Below are 19,447 nucleotides of genomic sequence, written 5' to 3' on the forward strand. Positions count from 1 at the left end.
AATACTCTTAGTGTATTTGATGTAAACTTACCACATTCAGTAAGTTACGTAACACCTTTCGCAAAGTATCCAAGATATTCTATTACTGGTTGGTTCAATATAATTTAGCCTTATATTTAAGGCATATTCATAGGTTAGATCTTAAGAAAAATTGAAGTTGAACTATGTTAATGATCAAATAGTTACGCCAATAAAAACATGACCAAAAACAGAGTTCAGCCGCAGATTAACCAAGTTTCAAATCAATTTAAAGCCCTTATCTCAGAAAAGCATCTAATTAAGCTTGCAAAAACCTCTGGATTTCAAATTCGACACCGTTGCCGATTGATTGTTTATCTGCTCAAAGCTGTATTCAAAAGCTTATCTTGCTTGCAAGACGCTAACTTGCCAGATATCCATCAGAACCTGCGAACGCAGGCTAATTGCACGATAAATTATAAACCTTTTCATAATCAGATTAGAAACCTGCCTTGACTGAACTAGTCCGTGAACTCGTTACTTAAGCGATGTCTAAATTGACTGTAACACGCTGGATAAAACCTTTTTTACCCAGCTAGGAATACAGCGAGTGTTATTGCAAGATGGCTCATCATTTGTTCTACATGATGAATTAGCTGTGGTTTTTGCTGGTCGCTTTACTGCTATAAGTCCTGCCGAAATTGAGTTGCATGTTACCTACGACCTATTAAACTAACAGCCTTGTGAAATAGATACCCGTCCTGATGTTGACACTGAGCTAGCCTTTTTACCTGGTCGTCACACACTAGAAAATACGTTATTACTTGCTGATACAGGGTATTTTGACTTAGATTACTTTGAGCAAATATCTCAAGATGGCGGCTACTTTTTGGTCAGAGCGAATAAAAACATTAACCCAACCGTCACATCAGCTTATTACGCTGGTGTAGAGCTTAAAGAAAATAATAGTAAACTCAAAAATTTGCCCGAGAAGTGGGGTAGTCAGCCACTTGAGTTAACAGTACGCTGGAAGAAAAATGGATCCGAGTATATGCTTATTTATCTACCCAATGAAAAGCGCCCCGTTTCCCCTGTTACTAATTTAAAAGAATACAGTTTAACCTTGATGAGTTACTCGATATATACGCGACTCGTTGACAAATCGATTATTTTTCAAAGAGCTAGAGTCATGGAATAACTCAAGGGGTTTTATTAAAAAAAACCGCATATTGCAGAATCGCTGGTTTGGCTGAGCATACTGCGAACACAGTGTAATTATAAGATACACCGTGTACTTGATCAACTAGCGGTAAATTGTAAGCGGCAATTCATTGAAAAAATAATGATATTTGCCGTTTAAAATAGGTAGATCACACGACCTGCGTTCCTTAAGAACTAAGTTATGATAGTCTATAACAATGGTTAGTTTCTTAATTTTATATATGCAGTGTTGTAATTAGATTTTGAAATTAACTAACTGCTGCGTAAAAACAACCAAAACCGGGTAGGGTAAGGGTTTGTTTCTCTAAGCTGCCATTGTGATGATTCAATTCTGTATGTTGCACAATATCAGTGTGTTCAATGTTGAGGCTTGCAGGCTCTTGAGCTAGGTTAAATACGCACAACATAGTCTGGCCTGCAAAACGACGGTAAAAAGCTAACAATGGCTCAGGGGTATTAATAAATTCAATATCGCCTTCGAGTAAGATAGCTTGTTGCTTACGCCATGTCATAAAATGGCGGAACGCATTTAGAATCGAATCGCTATCGCTATCTTGTTTGCTTACAGTCTGGCGTTTGTGGTTTTCGTCAACAGGTAACCAAGGTTTCGTTGCAGAAAATCCGGCCTGTTCACCGTCATCATTGTGCCATGGCATAGGCGTACGACAGCCATCTCGGCCTTTAAAGTTTGGCCAAAAAGTTATCCCATATGGGTCTTGTAAGTCTTCAAACGCCACACTTGCTTCGCCAAGACCTAGCTCTTCACCTTGGTACATGCATACACTACCGCGCAATGAAGCGAGTAGGGCGGTAAGCATTTTACACTGCTCTGAGTTTACTTCACCATTGTTACTCCAACGACTAGCAACACGTTCTACATCATGGTTACTAAAGGCCCAGCATGGCCAGCCTTCTGTCATTCGTTCTTCCAATGTTTTAACTGTTGTACGAATATACTCACTGCTATAATCATTGGTTAGTAGCTCAAAACTGTAACCCATATGCAATTTATCGCCACCAGCTGTGTATTCAGCCATAGTAGCAAGTGAATCCTCGGATGATATTTCACCCAAAGACACGGTACCAGGGTATTTGTCTAACAGGGTACGAATATCTTGCATAAAGCTGATATTTTCAGGTTGGGTATTATTATAATGATGATACTGAAATGCATATGGATTATCTTCGCTAAAACCACGGCCTTGGCGTTTTTCTGGCGGTTTGGCTGGGTTATCACGTAGCTGTGCATCGTGATAACAAAAGTTAATTGCATCTAGGCGAAAACCATCTACGCCTTTTTTAAGCCAAAACTCAACATTATCTAATACTGCTTGACGTACATCTGGATTGTGAAAATTAAGATCCGGTTGTTCAGTAAAAAAGTTGTGTAAATAATACTGGCCACGACGAGGCTCCCATTGCCAAGCAGGGCCACCAAAAATTGAAAGCCAGTTGTTTGGCTGGGTGCCATCTGGTTTTGCATCAGCCCATACATACCAATCAGATCTGTCGTTAGTTTTGTCTTCTCGGCTATCTAAAAACCATTGATGTTGGTCTGATGTGTGGCTCAATACTTGATCAATAATAATTTTAATATCACGTTGATGAGCTTGTGCAATGAGCTCGTCAAAGTCATTAAGATCGCCAAAAAGAGGGTCTACGTCACGATAATCGCTGATATCATAGCCAAAGTCTTTCATTGGTGATTTAAAAAATGGTGAGATCCAAATAGCATCAACACCCAGACTTTTAATATAGTCTATCCGGCTGATGATCCCTTTTAAATCACCAATGCCGTCACCGTTGGTATCTTGAAAACTGCGCGGATAAACCTGATAAATCACGGCGCCCTTATACCACTGCTGTTGAGCCATTTTTTTCTCCATCGTGACAACACTTCCCATTTAATTATTACTGTTTAGAAATGGTGTGTTCGTAATCTTGTTAGCAGTTCGATTGAAACGAACTACGTTATTTTTTAAAAAGCATACGTGAAGGGCTTGATACTGTAAAAAGGATGCATACGTATGCATGCTAAATAGATCGCTTTGATAAGGAAAACAGCTTCTGAAAAACCTACGAATAAAGGTATGTGAGCGGCAAATTAATGTTTACCAATTCTCGTTTTCGTATCATTAACAAAGTAGCAAATCCAACTTGGTGCATATTATATGGGTTCTGTAGCGTTATGGTGCAGTGCAATTAATGGTCTTACCAATTGGCATTTTGTAAGAGGAGCGAGCAGGACTCGAATATAAAGTGTGAATGCACTAATAATTAAGGTATTAAACTGTAAATTGCCGCACCAAAGGAGCTCGAAGCAGTGCATATTTCTTTTATAAAATAGAATGATCAATTGCCTCATCTTTATACCTATAAAAACAAGGTGTTGCCATTATTTGTGTGAATTTTTTGTTAAAGTTATTGGTTTTGCACTAGTCTGAATACGTATGCATAAAGTTGTTAATAAAATAAAACGGGCGTTAATATTCATCCTGACAACAAAATAGCTAACATCGGGTTATGCTCCTATCACAAGCAACTCGCTAAAAGTTAGTAATATAAAATTGGGTAACGGGAAACACATCATGTCTATGTTCAAACCAAGTATATTAACAATTGCACTTGCAACCGCAGGTATTAGCAGTTTCTCTTCATACGCACAAGAAGAGCAACAAACCGCAAAGAATGACGTTGAAGTCATCGAAGTTAAAGGTTTTCGCGGCAGCGTTGTAGAGTCAATCAATACAAAGCGTTTTTCATCAGAGGTGGTTGAATCTATCTCTGCAGAAGATATTGGTAAATTACCAGACTCATCAATTGCAGAGTCAATTGCCCGTTTACCAGGCCTTACTGCACAGCGTTTAGATGGTCGAGCAAGCCGAGTAAGTGTGCGTGGTTTTAGCGAAAATGAAAGTGCTACAACCTTTAATGGTCGTGAGCAAGTATCGATTGGTGACAATCGTGGTGTTGAGTTTGACCTCTATCCGTCAGAAATAATGAGCGGTGTAACCGTATATAAAACGCCAAGTGCAAGCCTAGACGCGGAAGGTATCGCCGGTGTTATCGACATGCAAACTGTAAAGCCTTTAAGTAAAGGTGAGCGCGTGATCATGTTTAATGGTCAATTAGAGCAAACAGGTTTTGATAAATTAAATCCAGATGGTGATGACCAAGGTTTTCGGGGTACAGTATCGTATATCGACCAATTTGCAGACGATACAATTGGTGTTGCATTTGCTTACAACAAAATGAGCTCACCAAACCAAGAAAAACGCTGGAACTCTTGGGGTTATCCTGAGTTTACGGGTGATGACGGCCAAACGTATTCAATACTCGGTGGTGCAAAACCGTTCGTGCGATCATCTACTCTAGAACGCGATTCTGCAATGTTAGTCGTTGAAGCAGCACCAACCGATCGTTTAAGTATGACATTTGATGCGCTTTATGTTGATTTTTCAGATGAAAAAATCCTTCGTGGTATTGAAGTTCCATTTGCATGGGGACAAGGTACAATTGATCCTAGCTCAGCCGTAGTTGACTCTGAAAGTGGCTTTATTACTAGTGCTGTAACCCAAGGCCAACGTGTAGTAGTACGTAATGACTACGAAGAGCGTAATGCTGATTTAACGCAGTTTGGTTTTAACACTAAATATAACATAGATGATTCTTGGTCAGTTGAACTTGACGCCAGCCGCTCTGAAGTTGAACGCCAAATTTGGAGTATCGAAAGCTATTCTGGTACTGGCCGAGGCGATGCAAATGGTATTGCTGATAACATTGGTTATGAGTTTGATGGTGGGAACACCGGTGCACAGTTTTCTCCTCAGCTAGACTACAGTGATTATGGCTTAATTCAATTAGGTGGTCCATTATCATGGGGGTCAAGTGCAGCTCTAAACAATAAATATGGCTTATCAGGAACAGCTTACGAAAATACTGCACAAGATGGCTTTATTAATGCCCCTGAAATTAATGATGAACTAATTACATTAAAGTTAGCGGCAAGCAAATTACTTGAAAACGAGTATTTTAGTAAAGTAAGCTTTGGTATTTCATACCGTGACCGCGAAAAGAGTAAAGTGTCTGAAGGTTACTTCATGACTTTAAAAGACTTTTCATTATCAAACCCAGGTATGCTATCGATTCCTGAACAATATCGTAAAGGTACAGCTAGCCTTGATTTTATCGGCATGGGCAACATGGTTGCTTATGACACTAACGGTTTAGTAAACGACGGTTACTATGATTTACTACAAGAAAGCCTGACTGATCAAAAACATAAAACGCAATCTTGGACAGTCAAAGAAGAAGTTACTGCAGTATTCGCACAACTCGATATCAATGCTGAACTCGGATCAATACCGGTCAGAGGTAATATTGGTGCTCGCTATGTACAAACAGATCAATCCTCGCAAGGTTTTGCAGCAAATACTGTTGATGGTCTAGTGGTTGTTTCATCTACAGATGTAAGTCATGACTATAGCCACTTTTTACCAAGTATAAATCTATCGTTTGCAATTGATGAAGACCAAACCATTCGTTTTGGTGCTGCAAAAACTATTTCACGTGCTCGTCTTGACGAAATGAATGCATCAATTAATGCTTCATATAATCAGCAACCAGATGAAAATGGTAATTATTGGAGCGTATCAGGTGGTAATCCGAAGCTTGAGCCTAAAGAAGCCACAGGTTTAGATATAAGCTATGAAAATTACTTTAATGCAGAAGGTTACTTTGCTGCAGCGTTTTTCTATAAAGATATTACGCAATGGATTTTTGATGGTAGTTATGAAGTTGATATGTCTGGAGTTGCAGACCCATCAACAGGTCAAATTCCGGCTAACTCAACTGGCTCTGGCTCAGGTAAAGTAAATGGTGGCGAAGGTGATCTTTGGGGTTACGAACTATCACTGGCATTACCGTTTAATATTTTTCACTCATCGTTAGAGGGTTTTGGCTTAATTGCAAGTCATACTGGTGTAGAGCAAGACCTGACTGATCAAAATGGTAACGAGTATGAACTACCAGGGTTATCAGACCAAATTGACAGCTTAACGGTTTATTTTGAGCGTAGCGGTTTTCAAGCACGTACAAGTATGAGAAAACGTAGCGACTTCAAAGGCGATGTTTACGGTTTGGGTTTTGCGACAACACAGGTTGATATCAAAGGCGAAACTATCTGGGATGCTCAAATTGGTTATGACTTTAGTGAAGGTAGCATTGAAAGTTTGAACGGCTTGAGTGTTACGTTCCAAGTGCAAAATATCACTGAAGAACCATTTGTATCGCTTCAAGGCAACAGTGATTTACAAGTACGTGATTACCAAGATTACGGCCGTACTTTCCTACTTGGCTTTAGCTATAAGCTATAATTTTTTTTAGCGTTGAAAGGCCCTTGTAATTTGTTTTACAAGGGCTTTTTTATATCGCTCAACTACACTGATAAAAGTACATAACGGTGGAAGCGTGAATGCAAAAGCAAAAGTTAAAACACATAATTATTGCCGGTGGTGGTACTGCAGGTTGGATCACTGCGGCGTTACTTAATAAAGTGCTAGGTAAAGTAGTTAATATCACCCTTATTGAGTCGGATCAAATTGGTACGGTCGGAGTTGGGGAAGCTAGTATTCCGCCGATACTTCACCTAAACGCGGCATTAGGAATCCACGAGAGTGAGTTTATCAAAGCAACACAAGCAACAATTAAGCTCGGCATTGAGTTTGAAAATTGGCGCGAAAAGCATCACAAATATATGCATGCTTTTGGTGATGTTGGGAAAGACTTCCCATTTTGTGAGTTTTACCACTTTTGGCTGAAGGCTAAGCAGCAAGGTAGTGAGACAGATTTTTGGGACTTTTCACTTAACTATCAAGCAGCAAAACAGCATAAGTTTACTCATTTAAAATACATACCTAATACACAGCTAGCAGGTCTAAGTTATGCTTATCATTTTGACGCCACCTTGTACGGAGAATTTTTAAAAGAGCTGACTATATCACGCGGTGTTAAACGCATTGAGGGTAAAATTGCTGATGTTCAGCAATGCCCAGAGACCGGTTTTGTAAAGGCACTTGAGCTGTTAGATGGGCAAATAATTTCAGGCGATTTATTTATAGATTGCACAGGGCTAAGCGCACTGCTAATCGAAAAGATCTTAAATACGGGGTTTGAGGATTGGTCACATTGGCTGCCATGTGATAGTGCTATTGCGGTACAAACTAAAACGGCTACAGAGCCAGTGCCTTATACGCGTTCTATTGCACATAGCGCAGGCTGGCAGTGGCAAATACCATTACAACATCGTGTAGGTAATGGCCTAGTATATTCAAGTCGACACTTAACCGATGAGCAAGCGAAGCTGAAACTGCTTGATAATATTCCCGGTGAACCAATTACAGAGCCTAGAGTGATTCGTTTCAAAACAGGGCGAAGGCGAAAGCAATGGCATAAAAATGTGGTCGCTATTGGTTTATCTAGCGGCTTTTTAGAGCCGTTAGAATCGACCAGTATCCACCTTATTCAAACCGCCGTGATTCGGTTAATAAAGTTCTTTCCGAATAATGGAATTAAGCAGTCATTAATAGATGCATATAACATGCAAAGCCAAATCGAAATTGAGCGGATCCGCGACTTTATTATTTTGCATTACAAATTGACTGAGCGCACTGACAGCGCATTTTGGCGCCAGTGTAAGCAAATGAATATACCTAAGTCACTGCAAACTAAAATCGATTTATTTAAGCAAACAGGTAAATTAATTAGAGAAGATGATGAACTTTTTGCCGAAGTTGCATGGCAGCAAGTAATGATAGGTCAAGGGCTTGGAGCGCAGGACTATCACCCACTCGCAGATGCACTGAGTGATGAACAACTCGCAGAGTTATTTGGTAATTTAAAAACTCTGATTAGTGGTACGGTAAACAAATTGCCGACTCATAGTGAATTTTTAGCGAGGATGAAAAATAATTAATATGAAATCACTCATTCATATCTTTTTATTAAGCACGCTTTTAGGGATGTGTTTAAACGCCAATGCAATAACTATATCACCACAAAACTGGTGGGTTGGTATGCAAAATAATACCTTGCAAATTATGCTGCATGATCAAGGTATTGCTAAGCAACAATGGCAATTAGCATCTTACTCAGGGGTGAGTTTAAAAAGTGTAACTAAAACAGATAACCCAAATTACGCTTTTTTAAATATTGAAATAAATCCAATCGCAAAGCCAGGTGTTTTAGTGTTTAGCAGCAAATCAGGGGAGCGTTTTGAGTATCAATTGCATGCACGTAAAGCTAATAGCAGTAAACGTAACGGTTTTGATAGCAGTGATACCATTTACTTAATTAATCCGGATCGCTTTGCTAATGGCGATAGCAGCAACGACACAGTAAAAGGAATGCTTGAGGCTGCAAATCCAATTGAGCGAGGTGGGCGTCACGGTGGCGACATTCAAGGTGTAATTAACGCACTGCCGTATTTGCAAAAACTGGGCGTAACCCAGCTTTGGTTAACACCACCGCTTGAAAATGATATGCCCAGCTACTCTTATCACGGTTATGCAATTACCGATTTTTACACTATCGACCCACGCATGGGCTCAAATGAGTTATATCGCGAGTTATCAGCCAAAGCGAAACAACACGGTATTGGTATAGTGATGGACCTAGTGCTTAATCACTTTGGCTCTGAGCATGAATGGATGACAGATAAACCCACATCAGATTGGATCAATTTTAATGGCGAGTTTGCAAACGGTAAACATGCTACCAGCCATGCTCGTCAAACCATTCAAGACCCACATGCAAGTGAGTTTGATAAACGCCAGTTCAGCGATGGCTGGTTTGTAGCCACAATGCCGGATCTAAACCAGCGGCAACAGTTATTAGCAAACTACCTTATCCAAAATGCTATTTGGTGGATTGAATACGCCGACTTAAGCGGTATTCGCGTTGATACCTATTCATATTCAGACAAAGCCTTTTTAGCTGACTGGACTAAAGCCATAATGACTGAGTATCCCGCTTTTAATATTGTTGGCGAAGAGTGGACCACCAATCCTGCGATTGCTTCATATTGGCAAGCAGGAAAGGTAAATAACGACGGCTATACCTCAAGCTTACCAAGCGTGATGGATTTTTCATTACAAGAGTCACTTATTCAAGCACTTAATGAAGAGGAGAGTTGGAACACTGGCTGGGTAAAAGTGTATCAATCAATCGCCAATGACTTTTTATATCCAAATCCAGACAACTTGCTCGTGTTTGCCGATAACCACGATATGAGCCGAGTTTACACTCAGCTTAAGCAAGATCTTGCTAAAACGAAAATGGCGATGACTATGTTGCTTACCACTCGTGGTATTGCACAAATGTATTATGGCACCGAAGTATTGCTTGATAATACGGGCAGTAATGATCACGGTGATATCCGTATTGATTTCCCCGGTGGTTTTAAAGGTCAGCCAAGTAATGCTTTTACAGGACAAGGGTTATCAGATGAGCAGCGTGATATGCAGCAAACCATCACCACCTTACTTAATTTTAGAAAGCAAAGCCCAGCAATAGCGCAAGGTAAACTGGTTCATTTTAGTCCTAAATCAGGTATATACAGTTACGCGCGGATAAGTGAACAGCAAACTTTGTTGGTGTTTTTAAATAAAAATACCGCAGCAAAAAACTGGTCATTAGCGTATCTGCAAGAGGTTATTGGGCAATACAAACAGGCTGTGAGTCTTTTTACTGAACAGCAAATAAATATAACAGATACAGTGACCTTAGCGCCTATGAGTGCAACGGTATTAATAATTGAATAAAGCCTGTGTGAATACGTATGCAGCCGCTGTCAGTCAGTGGCAGTTCACTTTAGTATTAAATTTATAATAAAAATGACGTTTAAATGACAACCCATTAAAACGTCAGATCTAAGTAAGAACATTATGACAACAAATAAAACCACAATTAGTACATTCAAATATGGCTCATGGGTATTAGCTAGTAGCTTGTTATTGTCGAGCTGCTCAGATGAGCCAACAACCCACAGTACTGACAAAAAGGTAGCTGAACAAGTTAACGAGCATTCAAAGCCGGTTGTGTATCAGGTATTCACGCGCTTATTTGGTAATACGCAAACAGCCAATATTCCGTGGGGAACCAAAGAGCAAAATGGCGTAGGCACATTTAGTGACTTTAATGATGCTGCTTTAAGTGGCATTAAAGAACTTGGTACCACCCATATTTGGTATACCGGCGTGTTACACCATGCTTTGGTCGGCGATTACAGCCAATATGGAATTAGCCAAGATGACCCGGATGTAGTGAAAGGCCGTGCCGGCTCGCCGTATGCAATTAAAGATTATTACGATGTAAACCCAGATTTAGCCATTAATCCAGAGCGCCGCCTCGAAGAGTTTGCTGCATTAATTGAGCGCACCCATCGACACGGTATGAAAGTGGTCATTGATATTGTGCCAAATCATGTGGCGCGTCATTATCAATCAACCGCTAAACCCGCTGGAGTTAAAGATTTTGGTGAGCAAGATGACACCAGCGTAGAGTATGCCCGCGATAATAACTTTTATTACGTTACTGGGCAGTCATTTCAAGTACCAACCATTGAAAACTACCAAGTGCTAGGCGGTAATGCCCACCCACTTGCTGATAACTTATTTGCTGAAACGCCTGCAAAATGGACTGGTAATGGTGCCCGTGCTGCTAAGCCTGATATAAACGACTGGTACGAAACAGTTAAAGTAAATTATGGCGTAAAACCTGACGGTAGTTATGACTTTCCAACTCTGCCCGATGAGTATGCTACTAAAGATTTACGCGCGCACTTTGAGTTTTGGCAGGATAAAGAGTTGCCAAACAGCTGGTATAAGTTTCGTGATATCGCGCTATATTGGCTCGATAAAGGCGTAGATGGCTTTCGTTATGATATGGCCGAAATGGTACCTGTAGAGTTTTGGAGCTTTCTAAACTCATCAATCAAGATGCACAACCCAGAGGCATTTTTACTAGCCGAAGTATACAATCCCGCACTATATCGCCCGTATATCCAGCAAGGAAAAATGGATTACTTGTACGATAAAGTCGGCTTTTACGACACCTTAAAAGCTGTTATGCAAGGCACGCAACCGGCAGACACTATTTTTAATGCTCAGCAAAAAGTGGCTGACATAGAGCAGCATATGCTGCACTTTTTAGAAAACCATGACGAACAACGTATCGCCAGCCCTGACTTTGCAGGTAGTAGTGAAAAGGGCAAACCCGCATTAGTAGTATCAAACCTTATTAGCCGTGCGCCAACACTATTATATTTTGCTCAAGATGTGGGTGAAGATGGCTCTGAAGATGCAGGCTTTGGCAAACCAACTCGCACCAGTATTTTTGACTACATTGGCGTGCCAGCGCATCAAGCGTGGATGAACAACGGCAAGTTTGATGGTGCTTTATTAACACCGGCACAAGGTCAATTACGTGAATATTACAAAGCCGTTATGGCGTTGAGTAAACATCCAGCAGTTGTAGCTGGTGACATGCAACCACTGATGGTTACTGGCAGCGAAAAAGTTGCTGCGTTTAGCCGCAGTATCGGTAATCAACAAATTTGGGTGGTGAGTAATTTTGCTGAGCAAGTCAGTCAGATCAGTATTGATATTCCACTTAACACACTGACGCAAAATACCAGCGAAAAATTACAATTGCTTGATTTGCTAGAGGCGAATCAAAACGCCGAGCTAACTATTACAGCTGAGCAGGCACACATTAGTTTAACTTTAAATGCGCTTAGCAGTGCAGTATTAACCACTGGAGCTCATAATGAAAAATAACAAACCAGATTTAAGTTTTTGGCAAATATGGAACATGTGCTTTGGCTTTTTAGGCATTCAATTTGGCTTTGCACTGCAAAACGGTAATGTAAGCCGAATATTTCAAACCCTTGGGGCTAATGTAGATGACATTCCTATTTTGTGGGTAGCAGCACCACTCACAGGGTTAATTGTACAGCCAATTATTGGTTACTGGAGCGATAAAACCTGGGGCAAATTAGGCCGCCGTCGTCCGTTTTTTTTATACGGCGCTATTTTAACCACATTATCGTTATTTATTATGCCAAACTCACCAACACTTTGGATTGCAGCGGGCATGTTATGGATAATGGATGCATCGATTAACGTCACTATGGAACCATTTCGCGCCCTTGTAGGCGATAACCTACCAAACAAACAGCGTGCTACTGGCTATGCAATGCAAAGCTTTTTTATAGGCGTAGGCGCCGTGGTTGCTTCTGCACTCCCTTGGATGATGACGAACTGGTTTGATATTGCCAACACCGCCGCTGCAGGGCAAATTCCTGATTCAGTAAAGTACTCGTTTTACTTTGGTGCAGTTGTATTGCTGGTCGCAGTGGGCTGGACAATTATAACCACCAAAGAATATTCACCTGAAGAATTGGCCGCATTTAATCAACAAGAGCAAACTGAGGCTGAACAGGCTGTATCTGCACAAATTAACTTTAGTAAAGGCGGCAGTGTATTTACTGTTTTAGGGCTTGCCGTACTTGGTTTAGTCATGGGATTAAACCTAGAAAAAGAGCTGTACCTATTGGCAGCTGGCTTAGTGAGTTTTGGCGTAATTCAATTTATTGCAGCCACACTTCAGGCAAAAAACCACACCAGCGGTGGCTTTTACCAAGTCGTTAACGATGTATTCACCATGCCAGAGGCGATGAAACAACTTGCTTGGGTACAGTTTTTTAGCTGGTTTGCATTATTTGCCATGTGGATTTACACCACCTCAGCGGTAACCAGTTTTCATTATGGTAGCAGCGACACAAGTTCAGCGGCGTATAACAATGGTGCAGACTGGGTGGGTATTTTATTTGCGGCTTACAACGGTTTTGCTGCATTGGCGGCTTTATGTATCCCGATCATCGTTAAGCGTGTTGGTTTAAAACTAGCGCATGCACTTAACCTTATTTTAGGTGTGTTAGGTTTGGCGAGCTTTATGTTTATACAAGATCCGAGCTTACTTATTTGGCCAATGATAGGTATTGGTTTTGCGTGGGCGTCTATTTTGTCTTTGCCTTACGCCATGTTAAGTACCTCAGTACCGAGTCATAAAATGGGTGTGTATATGGGAATATTTAACTTTTTTATTGTGATCCCACAATTATTAGCCGCCAGTGTCCTTGGCCTGATACTTCGTCACTTTTTCCAAAATCAACCTATTTACGCATTGATGCTAGGTGCTGTGTCTTTTGTACTTGCAGCGGTTGCCGTACTGCGAGTTAAACAGTCTTAATTTAAGGGTCTAAAATGAAAAAATATAACCTAATTACCGCGACAATATTGGCCGCAGGCCTTGTCGGTTGTGGCGTGCAAAATACGCGAACCAGTACAGAAGCGCAAACATCAGTGAATGCGCCAGGCGCACCAGGCGAAGCCCCATTTTGGGCATACGCAGGTAAAACCGGGATAGGCACGTCTTTTGAGCAATACCAAAATGGCCATTACAGTGACGACGCGCCAACAGCTAAAGTGTCAAAAGTATGGTTTTCGATTGCTAAAGGGATGATCACCGAAACCATGTTTGGGCTTATTCATCAAGCGCAAATTAAAGACATGCAATTTGTTGTAGTAGGAAAAGATTTTACAGTCACCGAAGCTGATGATTTAGACGTTACTATTGACTACTTATACAAAGACGATAAAGGCCGCCCGTTATCATTAGCATACAAAGTAGTAAGCAAAGACAAACAAGGTCGCTTTAGCCTAGAAAAACATATATTTACCGATCCAGACGGGCAAAGCTTATTTGTACGCAGTATTTTTAATACCCAGCTCGACGGTGTAAAAGCTTATGTAACGGTTAACCCGTATATAAACAACAACGGCTTAGATGACTTTGCAAAAACCACCGAGCAAGGATTGGTAGCGTGGCAGGGCGATAATTACTTGTCATTGCAAGGTGCACAGCCATTTAAACAAACAAGTGTCGGTTTTACGGGCGTGAGTGATGGTTTAAGCCAGCTTAAAACAACTCAGCAGCTTACCCGCGTTTATAAAACTACCGGTGAACAATCGGGGAATGTTAGTTTATTAGCAGAGCTAGGTGAAATTGGTAAAAACAGTCAATTCGATTTAAGCCTAAGTTTTGGCAACAACCAGCAAGCAAGCTTTAAAGAAGGCCAAGCTACGCTAGCCAAAGGTTACCAAGCTGTGCTTGATAATTACAACGGTAAAGGCGAAGCCCTTGGTTGGCAAGACTACCTGCAAAGCCTTGCACCACTGACTAGCATGAGCGAGCAAACCGCTGATAACGGCAAGTTACTTTATACCAGTGCTATGGTGTTAAAAGCCCAAGAAGACAAAACCCATGCAGGGGCGCTTATTGCGTCTTTATCTAACCCATGGGGCGAAACCGTATCTGCTAAAACCGGCTCTACCGGTTACAAAGCGGTATGGGTACGCGACTTTTATCAAGTTGCCATGGCATTTATGGCCATGGGCGATACTGCAACAGCCAAAACCGCATTTGAATACCTTGAAAAAGTACAAGTAAACAGCAAAACCCCGGGCAACAACGGCGACACAGGGTGGTTTTTACAAAAAACACACGTAGATGGCGAACTTGAATGGGTAGGCGTACAGCTAGACCAAACCGCTATGCCTATTATGCTAGCGTGGAAGCTTCATCAGGCTGATGTATTAAGTGATGCTGAGCTAACTGATTGGTATACCCGCATGTTAAAACCGGCCGCTGACTTTTTGGTAGGCGGTGGGCGCGCTAAAATCCTATGGAACGACATGCAAATAACCCCACCTGCGACTCAACAAGAGCGTTGGGAAGAGCAAGCAGGGTATTCACCATCAACCACCGCTGCTGTTGTTGCCGGTTTAATTACCGCTGCTGATATTGCAAAAATGGCAGGAGATGAGGTGAATGCTAAACGCTACCTTGCGACAGCAAAAAGTTACAACGCCGATATAGAAAGTATGATGTTTACCACCGCAGGTAATTTAGAATCAAACGCTTCAGACGGCGAGTATTTTATTCGCATTGGCCAAGATAAAAACGCCAACTCAAATACCAAAATTAACGCTAATAATGGCCGTGACGGGTTTAATAAAAAGCAAATACTTGATGGTGGCTTTTTAGAGTTAGTTCGCTATGGCGTACGTGATGCGCTAGCGCCCAGCATAGTTAAAACCTTACCTGAGTACGACGATGAAACGCTCATCGATAACCTACAAGTTAAATACAGCTTTGAGTTTACTGATGGCAGCGGCACATTTGCAGGCTACCGCCGTTATGGTAACGACGGATACGGTGAAGATGAAGTAACCGGCGCTAATTATGCGCAAGGCGGAAAAAACAGCCCAGGGCAACGTGGGCGAGTTTGGCCATTTTTTACTGGTGAACGTGGTCATTACGAAATTGCCGCCGCGAATGCCAATAATACGTTAGATGCAACTAAACAGCAGGCTATTAAAAATAGCTATGTAAAAGGTCTAGAGCAATTTGCTAACGAAGGCATGATGCTACCAGAACAAGTATGGGATGGCGTAGGCAACAATAAAGCAGGATACACGTTAGGCGAGGGCACTAACTCAGCCACACCACTGGCGTGGACGCATGCTGAATACGTGAAGCTAGTTCGCTCATTAAGTGACAAGCAAGTATGGGATCATTACCCAGTTGTTACTAAAGCACTAAAATAACCGCAAACTAATAACATAGCCGTAGTGAAATACGGCTATTTTGTTTATAACAATAACAACGAGGCTGTAATGAAAACCTTTACCTTAAGCGTGTTGGCACTGGCACTCATGCTAACAGGCTGCCAAAGCGCACCATCATTAAATAACAACACTAATAACACCGAAATATCGCAATTAAACACTGAGCAACACGCAACGCCTTGGTGGCAAAATGCGGTATTTTATCAAATCTGGCCACGTAGTTTTTACGACAGCGATGCTGATGGCCATGGCGATTTTAATGGTATGACCCAAAAACTCCCGTATCTGCAAGAGCTCGGCGTTAACGCATTGTGGTTAACCCCCATGTTTGAAGCACCGTCGTATCATGGCTATGATTTTACTGAATTTTACCAAGTAGAAAACGACTACGGCAGCATGGCAGAGTTTGAAGCCTTTATAAAAGCCGCTGATGATAAAGGCATGAAAGTCATACTTGATTTAGTTATTAATCATATATCAAGTAACCATGAATGGTTTCAGCGTTCAGCAAAACAACAAGCCCCTTTTGCTGATTACTTTATTTGGCGCGACGATATGCCAAAAGCCGGTAGCGGTTGGGGCCACGCATGGAGTGATAACGACAAGCCCGATGCCGTATGGCATTGGAATGAAACACGCCAGCAATATTACTACGGCGCGTTTGGTGCCAGCCAACCTGACTTAAATTTACGCCACCCTGATGTTATTGCTGAAATGGAAAAAATGGCTAAGTTTTGGCTTGATAAAGGCGTTGCAGGTTTTAGGTTAGACGCTGTGCGCTTTGCCATGGAAAGCGGCGGCAATGCACAGGCCGACACAGACGAAACCATAGCTTACTGGCAGCACTTTAATCAGTATGTAAAAAGTGTGAACCCTGAGGCGTATTTAGTAGGTGAAGCCTGGGCCGATATTCCTGTGGCAGCCAAGTATTATGGTGCAGGGAAGGGGCTTGATCAGGGCTTTGATTTTGAAGTGGGCTATAAAATACTGGGTTTGTTAAAACCAGATGCCAGTGGCGAAGCGCAATTTGGCACCATGCAATCTAACCAACAAATCAACGCAGTTGATGCCAATGTGCTCAAACAAAATTTACAGCAACGTATTGACTCAGCCGCACCGCTTGATTTTTTTGCGCCGTTTTTAACTAATCACGACCAAGAACGTATCGCTTATCAACTTGCAGAGCACGACGATAAAGCAAAACTTGCCGCTGCGATGTTATTTAGCTCCCCTGGTACACCGTATATTTATTACGGCGAAGAAATTGGCTTAACACAAGGTGGCACAGGCCATGATGTTTATAAACGTGCGCCTATGCAATGGGACAACAGCAATCAAGCCGGTTTTACCAAAGCTAAAACGAGCTGGGTTGAACAAAGTGAATTATTTGGTAAAGACTTTACCAGCTGGTGGCCTGAATTTTTAGCCGAGCAGCTTAGCGCAGGCGATCGCAATGTTAAAGTACAGCAAGCAGACTCTGATTCACTTTGGCGTTTATATCAGCACTTAATTTCGCAGAAAAAACAGCGCCCAGAGCTGGATATAAAAGGCAGTTATGCGTTAAATCAATACGATAACGGCCTAGTTGAAATAACCCGCGAGTTAAACGGCAGTAAATCGATGTTTATACTTAATTTAACCGCTAAGTCACAAAGCATCAGCGGTATAAAACGTCAGGGGTTAACGCCTAGCTGGCAACACGACCTTAATGGCGAGCAACTCGCAGCTTATGGTTTGTTGTTACTGAATAACACACTGTAAATAGGTTACACATAAATTGGGGTTAACATACGTTAGCCCCAATTCGTGAAAATGGGCTAATAACTCCGTTCCCCCCTGCTGCAAAACATGCGTATATATTTGTGTAGTACGAACATCACTGTGGCCAAGTTGAGCTTGAACTGTTCTGATATCGGCGTAGGTGCGTTGCAAATGAATGACGTAAGGTATGCGGTGTAACGTGTTTATTAATTTTCGCATCGTTAGCAGCCTGTTTTACAGCGCGTTGTAATTGCTTTTCATCAATATGATGACGTCTTAGCAGTTTACTTTCGGGATCGATACTTAATTTATGTGATGAAAACAAATACTGCCAGCCTAGCTGTTTGTTATGCTGTGGGTATTTTTTACGTAATAAGTGCGGCATATAAACGCCACTATATAAAAGGGTTGTTAAGATCCAGTTGTAGGTAACTATCAACTAATTGTATTTGCGTTCGCAACTGTGGAACAAGCTCTATTGCCAGTGTTACAACTCGGTTTTTGCCTCCTTTTCCATCCCAAATACGAATACAGTTATATTCAAAATCAATATCTTGCACGCGTAAACGTAGTACCTCCATTAGCCGCATTCCACTTCCATAGAGAAGCCCACAAGGTAAATAATGTTTTGCAGAGCACACTTTAAAAAAATGATTTATTTCTTGCTGTGTTAAAACTACCGGTAGTTTAGTTGCTCGTTTGCTCATAACAAAATCTAATGATAACGAGAGTGGCTTGTTAATCACCTCTTTAAATAAAAAGCTTAACGCATTTAAGGCTTGTGTTTGCGTATTGGGTGCAATATTTAGTTGGTTAACTAGATGATTTAAAAATAGATCAACTTCATTATTTCCCATTGTTGTTGGGTGTCGCATAGAGTTAAAGCGAATAAATGCAGCTATCCAGTATAAGTAAGCTTTAATGGTACTTTTAGCGTAGCGTTTTAAATACATTTGTTCGGCAATCATAGTTAAAAAAGGCGATTTCATAGTGTGAATCTCTAAAACAAGCTACTGTATATATAGACAGTAGCCTGCTTTTTGTCCAATATTATTGATCTCTCCCCTTTTGGTGTATTTCTCCATTTAGAGAATATGAGCGAAGTTAACTAATTGTTTACATGTGTTTATTTGAGAGATAAGATAAACTCATTGTAATATACGGACGTTTGTCGTTTTGTAAAAAGACAAATGTCGTAGACAAAGTTGTTATATGCCTAGGAGGGAATCGTGCATATTGCCTTTAGTTTCAAAACTTCAAGGTTTGATGTATCAACCGAAAATAAGAACCCCATTAATCCAATTTATGGCGAGTCCTTGCTTAAATGGTTAAAACAAGAATTGGGTTCTGAATTTGAAATAACCGAACCTGATGCAGAAGATTGGGGTTGGTATAGTTATATTATATGGAATAATCGTCAATATATGCTTGGCGCATCCACTTACTTTGAAGAAGGTGATGATCCTACTTCTGAGCTAGAGTGGATTTTCCAAATAGATAAACAACGCTCCCTGAAAGAAAAACTACTGGGTAGAGAAAAAATATCAAACACTGATGAATGTGTGCTATTTTTCAAATCAAAGCTTGAATCAGAGCCGAGTATTAACTCTGTAGCTATAGAGTAATCGGCATATAATCGGGTAGCCGGAGGTCTCTAACCTCCAGCCCCCACACCACCCATCATGCGGGTCCGCAATGGGCGGTTCATCTCCCGTAGTGAATATTGATCCAAATATCTCTTAATGACGCTAAACCTT

Annotated in this window: 11 protein-coding genes and 2 pseudogenes; 11 read left to right on the forward strand and 2 right to left on the reverse strand. The window is 41.2% G+C overall.

Annotated elements, in window-relative coordinates; all coding sequences use genetic code 11:
- From H5162_RS20320 to H5162_RS21570, 3 genes and pseudogenes are all read left to right on the forward strand, one after another.
- Positions 1-108, forward strand: a pseudogene (locus H5162_RS20320) (proline hydroxylase); the annotation flags it as partial.
- Positions 109-568: 460 nt separating this feature from the next.
- Entirely contained in the window at positions 569-694 is a 126-nt protein-coding gene (locus H5162_RS21445) for a hypothetical protein (RefSeq protein WP_259397419.1), read from the forward strand.
- Positions 695-706: 12 nt separating this feature from the next.
- Positions 707-1,156 (forward strand): transposase, encoded by a 450-nt coding sequence (locus H5162_RS21570; protein ID WP_182732461.1) that lies wholly within the window; start codon positions 707-709, stop codon positions 1,154-1,156.
- A gap of 271 nt (positions 1,157-1,427) precedes the next feature.
- Here the strand turns inward: H5162_RS21570 and H5162_RS20330 are convergent, their stop codons facing one another.
- Entirely contained in the window at positions 1,428-3,053 is a 1,626-nt protein-coding gene (locus tag H5162_RS20330; protein ID WP_145233428.1) for an alpha-glucosidase family protein, read from the reverse strand.
- Between the two features lie 714 nt (positions 3,054-3,767).
- Between H5162_RS20330 and H5162_RS20335 the strand changes: the two genes are divergently transcribed.
- The 7 genes from H5162_RS20335 (at position 3,768) to H5162_RS20365 (ending at position 17,690) form a co-directional block, all read left to right on the forward strand.
- A complete protein-coding gene (locus H5162_RS20335; RefSeq protein WP_182779377.1) occupies positions 3,768-6,554 on the forward strand; it encodes a TonB-dependent receptor in 2,787 nt (928 codons plus the stop codon).
- A 98-nt stretch (positions 6,555-6,652) separates the two neighbouring features.
- The gene (locus H5162_RS20340) at positions 6,653-8,152 is read left to right on the forward strand and encodes a tryptophan halogenase family protein (RefSeq protein ID WP_182779378.1); all 1,500 of its coding nucleotides are present in this window, start codon (positions 6,653-6,655) and stop codon (positions 8,150-8,152) included.
- Between the two features lies 1 nt (position 8,153).
- Entirely contained in the window at positions 8,154-9,998 is a 1,845-nt protein-coding gene (locus H5162_RS20345; protein WP_182779379.1) for a glycoside hydrolase family 13 protein, read from the forward strand.
- Positions 9,999-10,121: 123 nt separating this feature from the next.
- Positions 10,122-12,014 (forward strand): alpha-amylase family protein, encoded by a 1,893-nt coding sequence (locus H5162_RS20350; protein ID WP_182779380.1) that lies wholly within the window; start codon positions 10,122-10,124, stop codon positions 12,012-12,014.
- Positions 12,004-13,488, forward strand: a complete 1,485-nt coding sequence (locus H5162_RS20355) for an MFS transporter (protein ID WP_182779381.1) — start codon at positions 12,004-12,006, stop codon at positions 13,486-13,488. The genes H5162_RS20350 and H5162_RS20355 overlap by 11 nt, the downstream gene beginning before the upstream one ends.
- 14 nt (positions 13,489-13,502) lie before the next feature.
- Positions 13,503-15,908, forward strand: coding sequence for a glycoside hydrolase family 15 protein (locus H5162_RS20360; protein ID WP_182779382.1), 2,406 nt, complete (start codon positions 13,503-13,505; stop codon positions 15,906-15,908).
- Positions 15,909-15,977: 69 nt separating this feature from the next.
- On the forward strand, positions 15,978-17,690 hold the full coding sequence (locus tag H5162_RS20365) for an alpha-amylase family glycosyl hydrolase (RefSeq protein WP_182779383.1): 1,713 nt from the start codon (positions 15,978-15,980) through the stop codon (positions 17,688-17,690).
- Positions 17,691-17,712: 22 nt separating this feature from the next.
- Here H5162_RS20365 and H5162_RS20370 read toward each other — a convergent pair.
- Positions 17,713-18,679 (reverse strand): annotated as a pseudogene (locus H5162_RS20370) (integron integrase).
- Positions 18,680-18,919: 240 nt separating this feature from the next.
- Between H5162_RS20370 and H5162_RS20375 the strand changes: the two are divergent.
- Positions 18,920-19,315: a hypothetical protein gene (locus H5162_RS20375; RefSeq protein WP_182779384.1), complete on the forward strand. Its 396-nt coding sequence runs from the start codon at positions 18,920-18,922 to the stop codon at positions 19,313-19,315.
- Positions 19,316-19,447: the final 132 nt, after the last annotated feature.

The sequence above is a fragment of the Pseudoalteromonas sp. SR41-8 genome, assembly GCF_014163915.1.
Classification (GTDB): Bacteria; Pseudomonadota; Gammaproteobacteria; order Enterobacterales; family Alteromonadaceae; genus Pseudoalteromonas; species Pseudoalteromonas rhizosphaerae.